Genomic DNA, 19065 nt, shown 5'->3' with positions numbered 1-19065 from the left:
AGTGCCGCACTGTGACAGTGCGGCGTGAAAAGGCGATGACGCGGCCGGATTCCGGGCAGCGAAAGGCGGGACTGCTCTTCAACAGCCGCGCTCGCCCCACGCGCCTCAGCCTCTGATCACCACCTCGAACAGCAGTGCCAGTTGGCTGGCGATCAGCAGCTCCTGGCGCGTCCAGGCCCGCGTCGTGCGGGCATCGACCAGCCACAGGGCGCCGGCCAGCTGCGCACCGTCATACAGGGGCACCTCGATACGCGCCTCGGCGGCGCCTTGCAGGCCGGACAGCTCGGCATGGCAGGGATGCAGGGCCGCATCCGGCAGCGCGAGCGGCGCGCCATGGCGGGTCAGCAGGTCGACGTAGCGCGGCTGCTCAGCGTTGCTCAGTCCGCCTTGGCCGAGCGGCCAACGGATCACGCTGGCCAGCCCGAGGATGCGGATGCTCGCCGCCTTCAGCTCAGCCAATGCCTCGGGCGGCGTTGCCGTGGACAGGCGCTGGCGCTGGCCGCACAGATGCAGCAGCAATTCCTCCGGCGTGACCGGCGTGCCGGCCTCCTCGGCCGGCGGCGCGGCCAACGTCGTGCGAGCGGGCAGGCTGAGGCGCTCGATCTCGGACTGCAGGGCCAGGTGTTGCCAGAGGTGGTCCAGTGCGCCGGGGGCATCGCCCTCCGCCTGCAGCAGCTCGGCCAGTTGCAGGTGGGCCTGGCGTGCCTGCGCACGAGCCTGGATGCGCTGGGCCAGGGCCAGGCCGTGGCGGGTCGAGCGCACGGCGGCGGCGTTGTCGCCGCGGGCCAGGGCGATCTCGGTCCAGGTGCGGCTGGCGGCCGCCTCCAGCCAGGGGTAGCCGTGGCGAGCAGCAATGTCGAGCGCCAGACGGCAGTCGGCCACGGCCCAGTCCATGCGCTGACGGGCCAGCGCTGCGCGGGCAAGATGCCAATGCGCCTCGGCCTCGAAGACGCGGTGGCCGCCGCGCCGCGCCGCGGCCAGGCCATGGCTGAAATGGCGCTCGGCGGCGGGCAGGTCGCCAGTCTCAAAACTGCCGACGCCGATGTTCAGCGCCAGCTTGGCGGCCAGGTAGCTGTCGTCGCTGCCTTTGCTCAGCAACGCCATCTGCTCGCCGGCATCACGCATCTGGCGCAAGCCGCGGGCCCAGCCGCTTTGGGCGTAGTGGATCTGGCCCAGGCCGATGCGCGCAGCCACGCCGGTCTGCAGGTGGCCGCTGACTTCCGACAGGTCCAATGCGCGCGACCACTGCTCGCTGGCGAGCTGGTACTCGCCTTGCTGATAGGCGATGCGGCCCAGAGCCTCGCAGACTCGCGCGGCCTGCACCGGGAAGTGACCGGCTGCGGCCAGGGCGCCGGCCTGCTCAAGCGCCGGCAACAGTTCGAGCGCGCGACCGCGTGGCTCCAGCAGGCCAAAGCGCGCATACAGGGCGTCGACACCGACAGCGGTGTCGCCCGCCGTGAAAGCGTTTACGCTGAGCGCATCCAGCAGCCGGTCGGCCGCGGCAGGGTGGCGATGGGCGACGCGGGCGATACGGCCCAGCAGGTCGGCCAGGGCTTCGCTGGCGGCAGGGTGGAGGGTGAACACGGCGGCGGATCCGGATGGATCGGGTTGGTTTCTCACTGGTATTCTTGTCGATTCCGAGAGCAAGCCGCACTCCGACTCGGGCTGATCCTTAGCCCAATCGAGTGGCCGTAGACCAGTTTAAAACCAATTGACGTGCATGGTCGTTGGTATTAGAGTGGTATCGACAGAATCCCGTCGACCATGCCGCCTGTTCTCGATCCCTCCCTGCTGACTTCCCACGACTCCGGCCGGCCTGCGCGCTGGTGGGTCGGCATCGACGGGGGCGGCACCAGCACGCGGGCCGTCGTGGCCGATGCGCATGGGCACATTCTCGGCCGCGGTGAGGCAGGCGCTTCGGCCCTCGGCCAGGGCGCCGAGCAGGCCTGGCGGCATATCGCCGAGGCCATCGACCACGCCGGCGTGCCTGGTTTGACGCTGCGGGATTGCGCTATCGGCCTGGGCCTGTCGGGCACCGGCGTGCCGGCGCAATTGCGCGCCTTTGTCGCGGCCGACCCCGGCGTGGCTCGCTTCAGTTTGGTCACCGACGGCCTCGTCGCCCTGCTGGGCGCCCATGATGGCCAGCCCGGTGCACTGTTGATTTCAGGCACTGGCTCGGTTGCCGAGGCCCTGCTGCCCGACGGCAGCCGCCGCATGGTGGGCGGCTGGGGCTGGCAAATCGGCGATGAGGGCAGTGGCGCGTGGCTCGGCCAACAGGCCATGAAGCTTGCTCAAGCCGCCTACGACAGCCGCGTCCCGGCCGGTCCGCTGGTGCAGGCCGTCTGGCGCCAGACCGGCGCGACGCGCGAAGAAATGCTGGGTTTCTGTGCCCAAGCCGGGCAGAGGGGCTATGCCGGCTTGGCGCCCCTGGTCTTCGAGCACGAAGAAAACGACCCTGCCGCCAGCGTGCTGCTGGCGCAGGCAGCGGGTGCGCTCGACGCCCTCGCTGCCGCCCTCCATCCCACCCTGCCGCTGGCCCTGGCCGGCAGCATCGCGCTGCGCTTGGGCGCGCGCCTCAGCCCGGCCTTGCAGTCTCGCCGTGTCGAACCTCAGGGCGAGCCGGTCATCGGCGCGCTCTGGTTGATTCAACAACAAGAAATGAACCACGCATGAGCGCCGTCTTCAATTTCAAGCCTGATCCCAATGCGGCGTCGCCGCTCTACATGCAGCTCGCGCAGAGCCTGGCGACGGCCATCCGCGAGGGGGTCTTCCACGCCGACGAGGCCCTGCCCAGCGAGCGCGTGCTGGCCGAGCAGCTCGAGCTGTCGCGTGTCACCGCGCGCAAGGCCATCGACCGTCTCGTCGAGCAGGGGCTCATCATCCGCAAGCGCGGCTCGGGCAACTACATCGCGCCCAAGCTGGAGCAGCCGCTGACGCGCCTGACCAGCTTCTCGGAAGAACTGCACCAGCGAGGCTTCGTGCCCAGCTCGCGCTGGCTGCTGCGCGGCTTCACGCCGGCCGCGCCCGACGAGCAGCTGTCGCTGGAGCTGAAGAGCGGCGAGCGCGTCGCCCGCCTGGAGCGCCTGCGCCTGGCCGACTCGGTCGTGATGGCCTACGAAGTCTCGGTGCTGCCGCAGACCGTGCTGCCCGACCCGCAAAAGGTCGAGGCCTCGCTCTACACCCACCTCGGCGACCGCGCCCCGGTGCGCGCGCTGCAGCACATCCGCGCGCTGAACGCGGACGCGAAGCTGGCCGGTCTGCTGGAGGTGCCGTTAGGTGCGGCCGTCCTCTTCATCACGCGGGTCGGCTATCTGTCCTCGGGCCAGGCCGTCGAGCTGACGCATTCCTATTGCCGAAGCGACTACTACGACTTCGTGGCCGAGATGCGCAGGGACTGATGAAACTTCGACTCGAAGGCGACATCGTCACGCCCCAGGGCGTGATCACCGGCCACCTGGACATCGCCCACGGCCGCATCGCGGCCGTCAGCGGCACGCCCATCGATGTCTCGCGCGCCGGCGAGGGCGGCCGGTCCATCCTGTTGCCCGGCTTCATCGACACCCATGTGCATGGCGGCGGTGGCCGCGACACGATGGAGGGCGGCGACGCCATCGCGACGATTGCGCGCCGCCACGCCCGCCACGGCACGACGGCGCTGCTGGCCACGACGATGACGGCGCCGGTCGGCGAGATCGAGGCCGCGCTGAAGGCGCTGGGCCCGGTCTGCCGCCAGCGCGGCCGCCAGTCGGCCCGCGTGCTCGGCGTGCATCTCGAAGGCCCGTACATCAGCCCTGATCGACTCGGTGCCCAGCCTGCGCATGCCATCCCCGCGACGCTGGAAGAGGTGCAGCGGCTCAACGAATTCGCGCCCATCAAGGTGCTGACCATCGCGCCCGAGATGGTCGGCCACCTGGCGCTGATCGGCCCGCTACGCGACGCCGGCATCCGTGTGCAGATCGGCCACAGCAATGGCGGCTATGACGACGGCGTGGCGGCCCTCCAGGCCGGCGCCGCGGGCTTCACCCACCTCTTCAACGCGATGACCGGCCTGCACCACCGCGAGCCCGGCATGGTCGGCGCGGCGCTCGCCCACGGCGAACACGCCGAGCTCATCCCCGACCTCATGCATGTGCACCCCGGCGCCATCCGCGTCGCGCTGCGCTGCATCCCCGGCCTGTTCTGCGTGACCGACTCGACCGCCGCAGCCGGCATGCCCGACGGCGAATACCGCCTCGGCGAATACACGGTGCAGAAATGCCTGGGCGGTGTGCGCCTGGCCGACGGCACGCTGGCCGGCAGCGCCCTGACGATGGACCAGGCGCTGCGCAACCTCGTGCAGACCGTGGGCCTGACCTTGCCCGAAGCGTCGCGGCGTGTGTCGACCGCGGCCGCCGAATACCTGGGCCTGACAGACCGCGGGCGCCTTGAGGCTGGCGCCTGGGCCGATGTGGTCGTGATGGATGCCGCACTGAATCTGCGGCGCGTGTTTGTAGAAGGTGAAGAGATCGATGTCGTCGTTGATGCTTGAAGAGGCGCTGAGCGCGCCGGACGTGGTGGCCCGCCAACTGGCAGCGGACCCGCTGAGCTATACCCGCCTGGGCCAGGCGCTGCAGGAGCAGCCGCCCAGCAGCGTGCTGACGATTGCGCGCGGCAGCTCCGACCATGCGGCTCACTACCTGGCCTACCTCGTCATGGCGCGCCTGGGCCGGCTGGTCACCTCGCTGCCGATGTCGCTGATCACGCTCTACCAGAGCCGCATCCACTGCCAGGGCCTGCTGTCGATGGCCTTCTCGCAGTCCGGCCAGAGCCCCGACCTGATCGCGCCGACGAAGTTCTTCCGCGAAGGAGGTGCGCGCACGGTGGCCTTCGTCAACGCCAGCGGCTCGCCGCTMGCGGCCGCGGCGGAACACGTGTTCGAGCTGCACGCCGGCCCCGAGAAGAGCGTGGCCGCTACGAAGAGCTATATCGCCCAGCTGGTGGCCGGCGCCCGCGTCGTCGCTGCCTGGCAGCAGGACGACGCCCTGCGCGCCGCGCTGAACGTGCTGCCCATCGCGTTGGAGCGGGCCGCCAAGCTGGATTGGAGCGCCGCGCTGCCGGTGCTGCAGAACGAGGACCGCCTCTTTGTGCTCGGCCGTGGCACGGGCCTGGCCGTCGCGATGGAAGCGGCGCTCAAGCTCAAGGAAACCTGCGGTATCCAGGCCGAGGCTTTCTCGGGCGCCGAGGTCAAGCACGGCCCCATGGCCCTGGTGCGCGACGGCTATCCACTGCTGATCTTCGCGCCGCGCGGCCCGGCCCAGGCCGGCCTGCTGGCCATCGCCGAGGAAATGCGCAGCCGTGGTGGCCGCGTGCTGCTGGCCGCCCCCATCGGTACGCCCGGCGCCGAGCTGCCGCTGGTCACGACGGGCAACGAGGACCTCGATCCCATCGCCCTCGTGCAGAGCTTCTATCCCATGGTCGAGGCGCTGGCGCGAGCTCGTGGCTTCAACCCTGACGTCCCGCCCAACCTGGCCAAAGTCACCAAGACGCATTGATCATGAGCAACTTTGATCCCGGCCGTCTCGTGATGGTCGACATCCCCGGCCCTTCGCTCGATGCGGACACGGCCGCCTTCCTGCGCGAGCAGAAGATCCGCTCGGTCTGCCTGTTCCGCAAGAACATCGGCACGGAGGGCGAGGTCAAGGCGCTGATGCGCGATCTCATCGACGTGCTGGGACCCGAGGCGCTGATCGGTATCGACCAGGAAGGCGGCGCGGTCGTCCGCGTGACCTTCCTGCCGCAGCCGCCGTCCGCCATGGCGCTGGGCGCGAGCGGTGACGCCGACCGGGCCGAGGCCGTGGGCGCGGCGGTGGCGCGCGGGCTGAAGTCGCTGGGCATCAACTGGAATTTCGCGCCGGTGCTCGACGTCAACAACAACCCGGCCAACCCGGTCATTGGCGAGCGCAGCTTTTCCAACGACCCGGTCGAGGTCAGCCGTCTCGCGGCTGCGTGGATGCGTGGCTCGCTGCGCGAAGGCGTGGCCTGCTGCGTGAAGCACTTCCCCGGCCATGGCGACACGCATGTGGACTCGCACCACGCCCTGCCCACCGTCGACAAGACGCGTGCCGAGCTGAACGCACTGGAGCTGGCGCCCTTCAAGGCACTGGCCTCGCAGGCGCCGGCCATGATGACGGCCCACATCGTCTACCCGCAGATCGACCCTGACCGCCCGGCCACGCTGTCGCCGCAACTGATCGGCGGCATCCTGCGCCAGGACTGGGGCTATGACGGCGTCGTCATCACCGATGCGCTGATGATGAAGGCCGTGGCCGAGCGCTTCGGCTACGCCAGGTCCGCCGTCATGGCCATCGAGGCCGGCGCCGACATGGTGCTGGCCCAGGGCTCGCCGGCCGAGCAGCTCGTGGCGATCCACGCGCTACGCGATGCCTTCAACAGCGGCCGATTGACGCCCGAGCAGGGCGAGACGGCCAATCGCCGCCTGGACCGCCTCGCCGCCGCCTACCCGGCCCGCGCCGTGGACGACAGCGCTGCCCGGGCGGCCGACCATGCGTTGATGGCCGAAGCCTGGGCCGCGGGCCTGACCGCACTGCGCGGTGCCAGGCCGCCGGCTTTGGATGCACCCATCCGCGTCATCGTGCAGGGCGATGTGCCGACCGACATGGTCTCCGAGGCCGGCCCCACTGGCCGACAAGCCGTGGCCCTGTTCGAGTCCTTCAGCGACGCCCAGGTCCAGATGGTCGACGACATCGCCCAGCTCGACTGGCGCACCGTGCCCAAGGACGGGCGTGTCAATGTGCTGGTCTCTACGCGCCGCGCCCGCTACGGCTTGGCCGCGAGCGAGTGGCGGCCGGACCTGCACCTGTCGCTGTGGAACCCCTACCAGAGCCTGGACGTCGCCGGCCCGACCGTGCTGAGCTGGGGCTTTGCGCCCGGTGCGCTGGCCGGCCTCAAGGCCTGGCTGGAAGGCCGAGCCCAAGCCACCGGCCGCGCGCCGCAGGGACTGCAGTGATGGAACAGGCTCGGACTCCAATGAGGTGGGTGCCCACCCTGTACTTCGTGCAGGGCATGCAGTTCTTCGTCGTCATGCTCATCGCGGGCCTGATGTTCAAGAACCTGGGTGTCGAGAACGACCAGATCGCCCGCTGGACGGCCGTGCTCGGCCTGGCGTGGGCCATCAAGCCGCTGTGGAGCCCCTTCCTTGAACTCGCGCGCAGCAAGAAGCTGATCGTCGTCGTGGCGCAGTATGTGGGTGCTGTCGGCCTGGGGCTGATGGCGCTGGCGCTGCACCTGCCGCACTGGTTCGGCGCGGCCATCGTCGTGCTTTTCCTGATCGCCTATGCGTCGGCCACGCATGACATCGCATGCGACGGCCTCTACATGGCCTCGCTCGACGAGAAGCGCCAGGCCGCCTATGCCGGCTGGCAGGGCGCCTTCTTCAACGGCGCGCGCTTCTTCATCACCGGCGTCATCCTGAAGCTGGCGGGCCACCTGGAAGGCACGATGGGCGCGGTCAACGCCTGGTCCACCGTCTTCCTGGCGCTCGCCGGCCTGGTGGCCGTGCTGGCCACCTACAACGCCCGCTTCCTGCCCGGCACGCTCTCCACAGAGCACAGCGAGCTGACGGCCTCGGGCGTCGCCGCCATGCTGAAGGAGGTTGTCGTCGACTTCTTCCAGAAGCCGGGCATCTGGCGCGCCGTGCTCTTCATCGTCATGTTCCGCTTCGCCGAAGGCCAGGTGCAGACCATTGGCCCGCTCTTCCTGCTGGAAGCGCGCGACAAGGGGGGACTCGGCCTGACGACCGGCCAGGTGGCCGACGTCTACGGCTGGGTGGGCACGGGTGCGTTCCTCGTCGGGTCCGTGCTGGGTGGCTGGGTCACCAGCAAGCTCAGCCTGCAGCGCGCGATGCCGCTGCTGCTGGTGGCCATGAGTGTGCCCAACATCACCTTCTATTACCTCGCCAGCCAGCTGCCGGCCGATATGCCGCACATCGCCGCCGCCGTGGGCGTGGAGATGTTCGGCTATGGCTTCGGCTTCGTCGGCATGATCCTGTACATCATGCAGGCCGTGGCCCCGGGCCGCTTCCAGACGGCCCACTATGCGCTCGGTTCGGGCGTCATGCAGCTGGGCTTCATCTTCGCCAAGTCCATCAGCGGCGACATCCAGATCGCGATGGGCTACCAGCAGTTCTTCGCCTGGACGATTGGCTGTGGCCTGCCGGCATTGCTGCTGCTGCTGTGGGTGCCGATGCCGCGCAAGGCCGCGCCGGCCGAGGCCGTGCCGGCATGAAGGCCGCGGCGCTGTTGCTGGTTGCCGCGGCTCCTGCATTCGCCGCTGGCGAGTTCTTCGACGACTTCTCGCAGACCAGCCTGGACGCGCTCCGCCAGAGCGGCTGGGTGCTGCGCGAGGGCACCGGCCACCCGGGCCTGCCGGGTGCACGCTTCGCCACCACCCAGCTCTCGCTGGACGGCGGACTGCTCAAGCTGAAGATGTCAACGGACGGCACGCCGGCCAACACCTCGCTGGCCCAGCTCTGCGCGGCTCGCAAGTTCCTGGTTGGCACGACGACGGCGCGTGTGCGCTTTCGCGACACGGCGGGCTCACGCGACCCCATCGTCCAGAGCTTCTTCCTGGCCGGGCCGCTCAAGCACGACTACGACCCCGACTTCAGCGAGGTCGACTTCGAATACCTGCCGCATGGCGGCTGGGGCGAGCCGGAGACGCGGCTCTACGGCGTCAGCTGGCACACGGTGCGCATCGACCCCTGGGAGTCCTTCAACCAGGCCTCCATCGTGCAAGGCTCCTTCGACGGCTGGCAGCTGCTGACCGTGCAGGTCGAAGCCACGCGCACCCGCCATTACGTCAACGGCAAGCTGATGGGCGAGCACACCGGCCGCAATGTGCCGAGCAAGCCGATGGCGATCAGCTTCAACCATTGGATTTCCGACGGTGCGACGGCGGGTGCGCCGCGCGACTACGAATTTGAGGTCGACTGGGTGCTGCACGAGGCCGGCAAGACGCTGAGCTCCACCGCGATGCAGGCCCGTGCCGCGCAATTGCGCAAAGAGGGCGTGACCCGCCGCGATACCGTGCCGGATGCCGGCCTGACGAGCGAATGCAATCTATGAAGAAGACCCTGATCGCCGCCCTGGCGCTGGCTGCCTCCCTTGCGCAGGCGCAAACGAAGCCCGTCGTCGGCACCTACATCCTGGCCGAACGCGGCGTCGACGTCGTCGAGCAACTGCAGCCCGGCCGTGTCACACACCTGCTCTATGCCTTTTTACTGATCTGCGGTGAAGGCGAGCGCGCCAAGGAGGCCACAGCCTGTGCCGGCAAGCCCAACTTCAGCATCGCACCGCATGCCGACCAGGACATCTTCTCCGCCGCCTTCCAGCGCCTCAAGGCCCGCGACCCCAAGGTGCAGGTGCTGGCATCGGTGGGAGGCTGGGGCGGCTCCGATCCCTTCTTCCACCTGGCCGCGACAGCCCAGGGCCGCGCGGCTTTCGTCAAGTCCTCGGTGGACTGGCTGCGTGCCCACCCGGGCTTCGACGGCCTGGACATCGACTGGGAGCATCCCGGTTCCAACGGCTCGGTCAACGGCGTGCCACTGGGCAGCCCGGCCGATGCCGAGAACTACGTGCTGCTGATGCAGGATTTGCGCGTGGGGCTGGATGCCCTGGGTCGCGATGTCGGCAAGCGCTACGCGCTGACCACCGCGATTGCCACGACCAAGGAGCAGTTGGCTCGCATGGCCATGGGCCGCGCGGCGCTGTCGTTGGACCTGGTCTTCATGATGACCTACGACTTCGCCGGTCCCTGGACCAAGAAGGCCGTCAACCACACCGCGCTGCGCAGCGCCAAGCCCAGCGACGACACCAGCCTGGAGGCGTCGGTCGCCAACCTGAAGCGCGAGGGCGTGCCGGCTGCCAAGCTCGTCGCCGGCGTCGCCATGTATGGCCGCGGCTTCGACGGCGTGAAGGCCGACGGCCGCTATGCCAAGCCCTGGCCCAACGAGGACGGCTCGGTGCCTTTCAAGGACATCGATTCGTTGACGGGCATGAAGGCCCACTTCGACAAGCGCACCCAGTCCTGGGCCATGGTCGGCGGTGGTCGCTTCGTGGGTTATGACGACCCGCGCGCCGTGCGCGCCAAGGTCGCGTTCGCGAAGAAGCAGGGCCTGGCTGGCGTGTTCGCCTGGGAACTGAGCCAGGACAACGGCGAAATCCTGAGCGCCATGCAGCCGTGAGTGCGATGTCCTCACGACGCATCGCGTCGGTGGACGCGCTGCGCGGCCTGGCCGTGGCGGCCATGCTGCTGGTCAACAACCCGGGCGACTGGGGCGCGGTCTACTGGCCGCTGGAGCATGCGGCCTGGCATGGCTGCACGCCCACCGATCTGATCTTCCCGTTCTTCCTCTTCATCGTCGGCGTGTCCGCCGCGCTTGCTCTCGGGCCGCGCGTGGATGCCGGCGCCGCGCCGGGGCCACTGCGAGCCGCCGTCATCCAGCGCGGCCTGCGCATCGTCGGCCTGGGCCTGGTGTTGCATCTGCTGGCCTGGTGGTTGATGCACAAGCCCGAGTTCCGTGTGCTGGGTGTGCTGCAGCGGATAGGCCTTTGCTTTGCATTCGCGGGCGTGGCGGCCCTCCACCTGCGTGCACGCGGGCAGTGGAGCTTGCTGCTGGCCTTGCTGATCGGCTACGGCGCGCTGCTGCTGTTCGGCAGCCCGACGCTGGACAAGCTCGGCAGCCTGAACCAGCGGATCGACACCTTGGTGCTGGGCCGGTGGGCTTACGAGTGGGATGCGGCAACCGGCATCGCCTTCGACCCCGAGGGCTTGCTGTCCACGCTGGGCGCGCTGGCGACGACGATCTTCGGCCTGCTTTGCGGCGGCCTGCTGCGCCGCGATCAGACACGAGGCCTGCTGTTGACGGGTGTTGCGGCGGCGCTCGTGGGTTGGTGGTGGTCGGGCTGGCTGCCCTGGAACAAGCAGCTGTGGACGCCGTCCTTCGTGCTGTGGACTGGCGGCCTGGCGGCTGTGGCGCTGGCCGCGGCGCATCAGTGGATCGATCGTCTCGGCCATCGCCCCTTGGGTCGCGCCTTTGGGCTGAACGCTATCGGCGCCTATGCCGGAGCCTGGATGTGCACCGTGTTGTTGGCGGCCACCGGCTGGATGGAGCCGCTGTACCGCACCGTGTTCGGGCCGTTGAATCCGCTGATCGGGCCTTATGGCCAGTCGCTGTCGTTTGCGCTCGCCTTCGTCGCGGTTTGGGCCGTGATCGTGTGGGCCCTGGACAAGCGCGGCTGGTACTGGAAGGTTTGAGAACCGGACATGCGAGCATGAGCGACGCCTTCGCCATCCGCATGCCGCCGGACATCCAGTCCGCGCAGCTCGGCGAGCATCAAGTCGTCTTCATCGACAACTTCCTTGAGAACCCACTGGCGATGGTCGAGGCGGCCAGCCAGGCCAACTTCGCGCCATACCCGGACGTGACCGATCGCAAGGGCTACCCGGGCATTCGCGCACCGGTGCCAGCCGACTATTCGGCCCACCTGACCGTGCTGATGGAGCCGCTGATCCGCCTCAACTTTGGCGTGCCCGAGGCGCTTGAGCTGCGCAAGAGCGAATGCGCCTTCTCGCTGACGACGATGCGGCCCGACGAACTCGGCCCGCTGCAGCGCACACCCCACTTCGACGCCAGCACGCCCCACCATATGGCCGTGCTGCTCTACCTCTGCGACGGCGCGCACGGCGGCACCGCCTTCTACTGCCACAAGGCCACCGGCCTGCAGCAGGTCACGGCGGACAACTGCGAGGCCTTCCTCGACACCTACTACGCCGAGCTCAACGCCCGCCCGCCCGCGCGCCGCTACTTCGACGACTCCGACGAGCACTTCGAGTTCCTGGGCATGATGCCTGCCCGCTTCAACCGCCTCGTCATCTACCGCGGCAGCCTGCTTCACTCGGCCGTCGTGAACCCGCAGCTCAGCCTGAGCAGCGATCCGCGCACGGGGCGGCTGACGGCGAATTCCTTCTACGACTTCTAGGCTGCGGTCTGCGCTTCACGCAACAAGGAAAGCCCGGCATTCGCCGGGCTTTTGCATGGCCGGGGGCGTCGATCAGAACTTCGCCGTCAGGCCGATCTTGTAGGTCGTCTCGCCCTTGAAGGACCAGGCTGGGTAGCCGGCCTTCAGCGGGTCCTTGTGCAGGCCGTCGGCCGGCAGGCTGGTGGACATGGCGCCGTACTGGACGTCGTCCTGCTTGGTCAGGTTCACCGCGTCGAAGCTCAGCTTCAGCCACTTGTTGATGTTCCAGCCGAAGCTCGCATCCAGCGTGCCGAAGTTGGCGTGCATGCGGTTGCCGTACCAGTAGGCGTTCTCGCGAATGATGTACTTGGAGCGCCAGTTGTAGGCCAGGCGGCCGAAGTAGTCGGGCGTCTCGTAGTAGCCCACCAGGTTCACGTTGTGCTTGGACGACTGGGTGAACAGGCCGAGCTGGTCGGCGAAGCTCTCCTTGGGCGCCGTGCCTTCGGTGAAGGTGTAGTTCGACACGATGCCGAAGCCGTTCTCGAAGGCATGGTTGGCCTGCAGCTCGATGCCGCGCAGGCGGCCGCCGCCGGCGTTGACGAAGTTCTGCACCGTCCAGTTGTCGACCTTGCTGAACGGGTCGACCAAGCCGATCTTCTGGTTCAGCAGCACATTGGCCGTGATGAAGTTCGAGATGTCCTTGTTGAAGAAGGTCGCCGACAGCACATTGCCCGTGCCGTAGTAGTACTCCAGGCTCAGGTCGATCTGGCTGGACTTCATGGGCTTGAGCTCGACGCTGCCGACCGTCCAAGTCTCGTTGCCGACGCGGTCGTCGTTGTAGCCGGACACCTGGATGCCGAACATGTTGGCGAAGTTCGGCCGCGTGATGGCCTGCGACGCTGCGGCGCGCAGTACCAGGTCCTTGCGCAGGTCAAAGGCGAGGTTGACGCTGGGCAGCACGTCGTTGTACTTGGACTTCTTGACGTCGAAGCCGCGGCCCCAGTTCTCGTTGCCCTCGTAGTCGCCCGCGGCCAGCGGCGTGCCGTCGAACTTGTAGCCCGTGCTCTTCACGTCGGTCGAGATGTAGCGCAGGCCGAAGTTGCCGCGCAGGTTGCCGGCCTCGAAGTCGAACATGCCGTACAGGGCCTGGTTCTTCTCGTTGAGCTCGCTGTAGGCGGAGCGGTCTTCGTTCCAGCCGTTGATGTTCTTCAACGTGCCGGCCACCATGGCGCCGATGTTGGGGCGCGGGATGCTCCAGCTGGCCACGTCGACCGTGCCGTCGAACAGGCTCGCCGTGGGGCTGGTGGCGATGGTGGCGGCCCAGACCGGGCGGTAGGCGCGCTTCTCGAAGGTGTGGTCAGCAAAGCGCACGCCGGTCTTGAGGGTGTTGATGGCGCCCCAGTTCAGGTCGAAGGTGGCGTCGAACTGGGCGTACTTCTCCTGGTCCTTGTTCGGTCCCTGCGACGTGGCCCAGGTCTGCGGGCCCAGCTGCGAGGGCAGCTGAGCCGCGGTGAAGGACTGGCTGGACGTCGGGCTGATGACGATCTGGTGGCCGGTCGCGTCGATGGTGCCTTGCCAGTTCGGGCGCGCGAAGCCCGCATCCCAGTTGCCGGCCTGGAAGTTGGCCGTCAGCGACGTGCCGCCCTTGGCCTTGGTCGTGCCGGCGACGAGGTCGAACTTGGCGCCGTCGAGCTTGTAGTGGCCGTCGAAGGTGATGCTGTCGGACGTCATCTGGGCGGCGCGCGCCCAGACCTGGAAGAACTGGTCGGGCAGCGGTTTGGCGGCGGTGGTCGTGCTATGCACGCACATGCCGGTGGGGTTCCAGGCCGACTTCACGTCCGTGTTGCGCTTGTCGCAGTTCGGGTCCTGGAAGATGTAGTCGCTGCTGTTGGAGCTGTCGCCCACGAGCTTGAGCTTGAGCAGGTTCAAGCCGAGGTCCAGGCCTTGCGCTGGGCGGGCTTGCAGCGTCAGGTTGATGGCGTCGCGCTTGCGGTCCTGGATGAAGGCGGTGGGCGCCACGTCGCCCGACCAGCGGTTGTCGGCCTCCACGCCACGGCGGATATAGGAGCCGTCGGCATGGRCCGCGGCTGCCAGCACGCCAAAGGTCTTGGCCTCGTTCTTCCAGCTGTATAGGCCCGAGACTTCCTTCTCGGCGTCGCTGATGGTGCCCTTGCCGTACTTGACGCTGACGAAGCCGCTGTTGGCGGCCATGTCCAGCGGCTTGCGGGTCTTGACGATGACCGTGCCGCCGATGCCGCCTTCGGTCAGGTCGGCCTGCGAGGACTTGTAGACCTCCATGCCGCCGATCAATTCAGAGGGCAGCAGGGAGTAGTTGAAGGAGCGGTCGATGTCGAGCTGGTCATACCAGCCCGTGGACGCGACGGTCTGGCCGTTCAGCGTCGTGTAGGTCATCTGCGGGTCGGAGCCGCGGATGGACACCGTGGCACCCTGGCCGAAGGCACGGCCCACGGACACGCCGGGGATGCGGCCCAGGGCCTGGCCGACGTCGGAGTCGGGCAGCTTGCCCACGTCCTCGGCGGAGACGGCATCGACGACGGCGCTGGCGTTCTTCTTGATCGTGGCGGCGGATTGCAGCGAGGCCCGGATGCCTGTAACGACCACCTGCTCGAGCTGGGCCGGCGTGTTCGCCGGTGCGGGCGCCACCGCCTCTTGTGCCTGGGCAGCCATGCTCAGCAATGTCAAGGCCGCAGCGGCCGCGATGGGGGTCGGTTTGACCTTCATGAACTAATCCTTGTTGTGGCCAATGATTCGGGTGGGGTGGCCGCCGTTGGCCTATGCGTACCACCTTGAGTCCGGTTGCCGCCCTTGTCTGGTTCTGATTTGCGTACAACCAGTGCAATGCCACTATAGATTTTGATAACGCCACTTTGCTACCAATCGAGTCTGGGTAGTTTCCCGGATGGCTTGGTCGTGCCTATGAAGCAGGGGCAGATTGCCCTGTAGGAGGCTCACCTCGCATGGTCAATTGGTATCTGACTGGTGCCGGAACTCGGCCGAGGATCCTGTTGTGCGGTGGCGACGACGCGCTGGCAGCTAGGCGGTTTCATGGCAAGTGGCCTTGATCTGGTACAGGGTTTGCCGGAGGCGCCCCGCGTGCGGCAAGCCGGGACAATGGCGGCCCAGGAGCTGTTGCTCCAAGACCCGATGTGGCAGACATGAACCCGGTTGAAAGTTGGTCGGCGGCCGACGAGCCGCAGCTCAAGGAGCGCCTGGAGCAGCGGGCTGAACCCGTGCTGCTGAAGGGCCTGCTGGCAGGCTGGCCCGCCGTGCAGGCCGGGCGCGAGACGGCTTTGAGCATCTGCGACTACCTGCGCCGCTTTGACCGGGGCGTCGAGGTCATGGCCACCAAGACGCGCGCCGCGGCGCGTGGCGTCATGGGCTACAACGACGGCCTGACCGACTTCGCCTTCGTCAAGGCGCGCATGACGCTGCCCGAGTTCATGGCGGCCCTGCAGGCCTACTTGGCCGTAGACGGCGCGCCGTCCATTGCCGCGCAGTGCGCCAAGGTCAGCGACGTCATCCCGGGCTTCCTGGATGAGAACCTGCTGCGCGCCTTGCCCGGCGTGATCCCCAACTTCTGGCTGGGCAATGCGCTGACGGTGCCGGTGCATCACGACCACCCCTACAACCTCGCCTGCGTGGTGGCCGGGCGCCGGCGCTTCACGCTGTTCGCGCCGCAGCAGGTGGGCAATCTCTATATCGGGCCGCTCGAGCACACGCCGTCGGGGGCGCCCATCTCGGTCGTGCATCCAAAGTCGCCGGATTTCGAGCGCTACCCGCGCTATCGCAAGGCGCTGGCGTCTGCACAGGTTGCCGAGCTGGAGCCGGGCGATGCGCTCTACATCCCGCCGCTCTGGTATCACCAGGTCGAGGCGTTGGAGAAGGTCAACCTGTTGATCAACTACTGGTGGCCCGTGGCCGGTGCCAAGGACTTGCCTGCGCCAGCGCACGCGCTGCTGCAGGCCATCCAGGTGCTGAACGCGCTGCCCGCAACGCAGCGCGACGCCTGGGCGGCCATGTTCGAGCACTATGTAGTGCAGCGCGAGCAGGAGCCGGCGGGACACATCCCCGAGGCCTGGCATGGCGTGCTGGCGCGGCGACGCTGAGGACGGATTCCATGCGGCCCATGAAGGAAGTTGACGACATCACGCGGGAGCGCTTCGAGCGCGACGTGCTGCCCGCCTACGAGCCGGTGGTGATGCGCGGCGCGGTGCGGCACTGGCCGTTGGTGGCGCAAGGGCGTGCAGGCCTGGAGCCCTGCCTGCAATACCTGATGAGCTTCGACGGCGGCAAGCCCGTGGACGCCGTGCTGGCCAAGCCCGAACCCACGCGGGCCTTCAGCTACAAGCCCGACCTGGACGGCTTCAACTTCATGCGCGACAAGCGGCCCTATGCCGCCTTGTTCGAGCAGCTCTGGCGCTACAGCCACTTCCCCGACCCGCCGAGCCTGGCGGCGCAAAGCGCATTGGTGTCGGAGGCCTTGCCGGGCCTGGAGTTGGCCAATGTTTTGCCGCTGCTGGACGCCGCCGTGCCACCGCGCATCTGGATCGGCAACCGTGCGACGGTGCCCGCGCACTTCGACGATTCCCACAACATCGCCTGCGTGGCAGCCGGCCGCCGCCGTTTCACGCTTCTGCCGCCGGCCTGCGCACCGCTGCTCTACCTGGGCCCGCCCGACTACGCGCCCACGCCGGCGCCGATGTCAGTCGTGCCTGATCTGCACCGCGCCGACCCGGCGCAGTTCCCGTTGTTAGACGAAGCCCTGACGCACGCCGTGGTGGCCGAGTTGGAGCCGGGTGACGCGATCTACATGCCGCCGTTGTGGTTCCACCAGGTCGAGTCGCTGGCGCCGCATCTGAACATCCTGATGAACTATTGGTGGCGGCCGCTGGCCGCGCCGCAGCGCCCGGATGACCTGCACCTGGCGGCTATGCGGCTGGCCATGCTGGCGCTGCGGCATCTGCCCGACGGTGAACGTGAAGGCTGGCGCGCCTTGTTCGCGCACTATGTGTTCGGCGCGCGGGGCGAGGGGCTGGCGCATATCCCCGCAGGCCAGCGCCATCTGTTCGGCGACATCGACGCGGCGGCCGATGCCGTCGTGCGCAAGGACATCCTCGACCGGTTGCGGGGAGGCGCTGAATAGGCCTCCGCGATGCGGCGCGCCCTGGTTTGGGATGGGCTGCAAGGCGCAAAGCGCAGCCATAGCTTGACTATGGCGAGCATTTGCAACGCCGCAGGCCGCCCAAAGCAGGGATGCGCCGTGCGCGAGGGTCTGTTCAGCGCCTCCCTTGCTACCAGGTGTAGATCTGCAAGGCCTTGTCGCCGACACCCGGCGGGATGTTGGCCAGCAGCTCGCGGTGGTCAGGAAAGTTCGTCGCGCTGCGCTGGATGAAGTCGTCCACCGCCTCCAGCCGGTGGCGCGCCTGGTGCTCTGTCGGCGGCTGCAGGTCCTGCGCATCCGGAAAGATGCCCATGCCCGCCAGCAGCGCGTACCAGGACACGGCCGGGTAGCCGCCGCCGAAGCGGCCCGTCTTGAGGGCGGCGACCAGGGGCTTGCGCGACATCCACGTCATCAGAACGCCTTGCAGCGAGTCCGACAGGTGCATGTTCTCGGCGTTCTCGCGCCAGTAGTCGGTGTCGGTGCGCGAGTTGGTCTTGTAGTGCGCGACGATGTAGTCGCGGGTGTTCTCGAAGCGCTTGTGCATGGCGGCGTTGAACGCGTCCTGCGAGGCCGTGCCGAGGTCGCCTTTCTCCAGCACCTCCACCAGCATGGACGCCGTGACCTGCACGAACAACAGGGCCGTGGCCTCCAGCGGCTCGATGAAGCCCTGCGACAGGCCGATGGCCACGCAGTTGCGATTCCAGACCTTGGCCATGCGGCCCACGCGCATCTTGAGGTGGCGGGCGGGGATGTCGGCATCCAGCAGGCCCAGGTGCTGGCGCAGCTCGGTCTCGGCTTCGTCTGCCGAGCAGTGCGCGCTGCTGTAGACATAGCCATTGCCCTGGCGCTGGGTGAGCGGGATCTTCCACGCCCAGCCGTGGCGCAGCGCGGTGGACACGGTCTGCGACTCGATGGGGCCTTCAAGCGGCGTCGGCATCGCCACGGCCGCGTCGTTGAAGAGGTTCTCCCCGAAGCCGATGAAGGGCGTCTGCAGGGCCTTGCCAATCATCAGCGATGCAAAGCCGCTGCAGTCCACGAAGAAGTCGGCGGCCAGGGCCTCGCCGTCATCGAGCTGGAGCCGGTCGATGTCGCCGCGCTCGTTGAGCAGCACCTGGGTGACGTGGCGCCGCAGGTGGGTCACGCCGCGCTCCACCGCCTTGCGGCCGAGGAATTGGCCGAGCAGGGTTGCGTCGAAGTGATAGCCGTACCAGACGTCGAAGGGGAAATTGGGCAGCGCGCGCGGGCCGCGGGCCTGGCGCGCCAGCGCCGCGGACGTGAAGAAGCGGTCCGGGTGGGCGTACACGTCGGCACCGTCGAGCCGCGCGTGCACGTTGTCGACGAAGGGATGCATGGTCATGTTGTCCAGCATCGACACGAAGGGGTGGAAGTAGCGCTCGAAGCCGGGCTTGGTCGACCAGCCATCAAAGGTGATGCCGCTCTTGTAGGTGGCGTTGCAGGCGGGCATCCACTCCGACTCTTCGATGCCCAGGATCTCGAAGAAGCGGCGCAGCCAGGGCGTCGAGCCCTCGCCCACGCCGATGATGCCGACTTGGGGGCTCTCCAGCACGGTGATCTTGAGGCGCGGCCCATAGGCCGTGGTGGCCAGCATCAGCGCCGTCATCCAGCCCGCCGAGCCGCCGCCGACGACGCAGATGTGCTTGACCGGCGGCGGCGCATCGGTGCTGCCGCCCAGGGGGCGGGCGGCGATGTACTGGTCGATGAGGGTGGCGGTGTCGCTCATGAGGGCATTGGAATGGAAAAGGGGAGCGTGTTGAGCGCTCCCCTCGGGGTTGCTGCGGGCCGCAGCGCCGGGCCGCTCCCAAGCCGGCCCGCCTGGCGATGCTTGGCGGTCGATCCGCCAAGCAT

General features: G+C 68.2%; 15 protein-coding genes. 12 read left to right on the top strand and 3 right to left on the bottom strand.

Annotation, left to right across the window (positions count from 1 at the left end; all coding sequences use genetic code 11):
• Positions 1–105 precede the first annotated feature (105 nt).
• On the bottom strand, positions 106–1584 hold the full coding sequence (locus ACXJKJ_RS24735; protein WP_457393291.1) for a GAF domain-containing protein: 1479 nt from the start codon (positions 1582–1584) through the stop codon (positions 106–108).
• A gap of 180 nt (positions 1585–1764) precedes the next feature.
• Here ACXJKJ_RS24735 and ACXJKJ_RS24730 point away from each other — a divergent pair, with 180 nt between their 5' ends.
• From ACXJKJ_RS24730 to ACXJKJ_RS24685, 10 genes are read left to right on the top strand one after another with little or no spacing between them, the layout of a single operon-like run.
• On the top strand, positions 1765–2673 hold the full coding sequence (locus tag ACXJKJ_RS24730; RefSeq protein WP_457393289.1) for a BadF/BadG/BcrA/BcrD ATPase family protein: 909 nt from the start codon (positions 1765–1767) through the stop codon (positions 2671–2673).
• A complete protein-coding gene (locus ACXJKJ_RS24725; RefSeq protein WP_056194626.1) occupies positions 2670–3398 on the top strand; it encodes a GntR family transcriptional regulator in 729 nt (242 codons plus the stop codon). The genes ACXJKJ_RS24730 and ACXJKJ_RS24725 overlap by 4 nt, the downstream gene beginning before the upstream one ends.
• Positions 3398–4528: an N-acetylglucosamine-6-phosphate deacetylase gene (gene nagA, locus ACXJKJ_RS24720; protein WP_056194629.1), complete on the top strand. Its 1131-nt coding sequence runs from the start codon at positions 3398–3400 to the stop codon at positions 4526–4528. Before ACXJKJ_RS24725 ends, nagA begins: the two co-directional genes overlap by 1 nt.
• Positions 4509–5531, top strand: a complete 1023-nt coding sequence (locus tag ACXJKJ_RS24715; RefSeq protein ID WP_200955242.1) for an SIS domain-containing protein — start codon at positions 4509–4511, stop codon at positions 5529–5531. Before nagA ends, ACXJKJ_RS24715 begins: the two co-directional genes overlap by 20 nt.
• Before the next feature lie 2 nt (positions 5532–5533).
• A complete protein-coding gene (nagZ, locus tag ACXJKJ_RS24710) occupies positions 5534–7006 on the top strand; it encodes a beta-N-acetylhexosaminidase (RefSeq protein WP_457393287.1) in 1473 nt (490 codons plus the stop codon).
• Between the two features lie 20 nt (positions 7007–7026).
• Positions 7027–8283: an MFS transporter gene (locus tag ACXJKJ_RS24705; RefSeq protein ID WP_457353859.1), complete on the top strand. Its 1257-nt coding sequence runs from the start codon at positions 7027–7029 to the stop codon at positions 8281–8283.
• A complete protein-coding gene (locus ACXJKJ_RS24700; RefSeq protein WP_457393285.1) occupies positions 8280–9122 on the top strand; it encodes a glycoside hydrolase family 16 protein in 843 nt (280 codons plus the stop codon). Before ACXJKJ_RS24705 ends, ACXJKJ_RS24700 begins: the two co-directional genes overlap by 4 nt.
• Positions 9119–10240: a glycoside hydrolase family 18 protein gene (locus ACXJKJ_RS24695; protein WP_457393283.1), complete on the top strand. Its 1122-nt coding sequence runs from the start codon at positions 9119–9121 to the stop codon at positions 10238–10240. The genes ACXJKJ_RS24700 and ACXJKJ_RS24695 overlap by 4 nt, the downstream gene beginning before the upstream one ends.
• 5 nt (positions 10241–10245) lie before the next feature.
• Positions 10246–11313, top strand: coding sequence for an acyltransferase family protein (locus ACXJKJ_RS24690; RefSeq protein ID WP_457353854.1), 1068 nt, complete (start codon positions 10246–10248; stop codon positions 11311–11313).
• Positions 11314–11330: 17 nt separating this feature from the next.
• A complete protein-coding gene (locus ACXJKJ_RS24685; RefSeq protein ID WP_457353852.1) occupies positions 11331–12038 on the top strand; it encodes a DUF6445 family protein in 708 nt (235 codons plus the stop codon).
• Positions 12039–12110: 72 nt separating this feature from the next.
• Here ACXJKJ_RS24685 and ACXJKJ_RS24680 read toward each other — a convergent pair whose 3' ends face one another.
• Complete coding sequence (locus tag ACXJKJ_RS24680) at positions 12111–14759, bottom strand: TonB-dependent receptor (protein WP_457393281.1); 2649 nt, start codon at positions 14757–14759, stop codon at positions 12111–12113.
• A 434-nt stretch (positions 14760–15193) separates the two neighbouring features.
• Here ACXJKJ_RS24680 and ACXJKJ_RS24675 point away from each other — a divergent pair, with 434 nt between their 5' ends.
• A complete protein-coding gene (locus ACXJKJ_RS24675) occupies positions 15194–16144 on the top strand; it encodes a cupin-like domain-containing protein (RefSeq protein ID WP_457353849.1) in 951 nt (316 codons plus the stop codon).
• Positions 16145–16164: 20 nt separating this feature from the next.
• Complete coding sequence (locus tag ACXJKJ_RS24670) at positions 16165–17181, top strand: cupin-like domain-containing protein (protein ID WP_457393279.1); 1017 nt, start codon at positions 16165–16167, stop codon at positions 17179–17181.
• A 148-nt stretch (positions 17182–17329) separates the two neighbouring features.
• On the opposite strand, the gene ACXJKJ_RS24665 is transcribed toward ACXJKJ_RS24670, so the two are convergent.
• Complete coding sequence (locus tag ACXJKJ_RS24665; protein ID WP_457393277.1) at positions 17330–18940, bottom strand: tryptophan halogenase family protein; 1611 nt, start codon at positions 18938–18940, stop codon at positions 17330–17332.
• Between the last annotated feature and the right edge of the window lie 125 nt (positions 18941–19065).

This window comes from Roseateles sp. P5_E1 (assembly GCF_054049335.1).
This window is presented reverse-complemented; position numbering and strand designations above follow the sequence as displayed.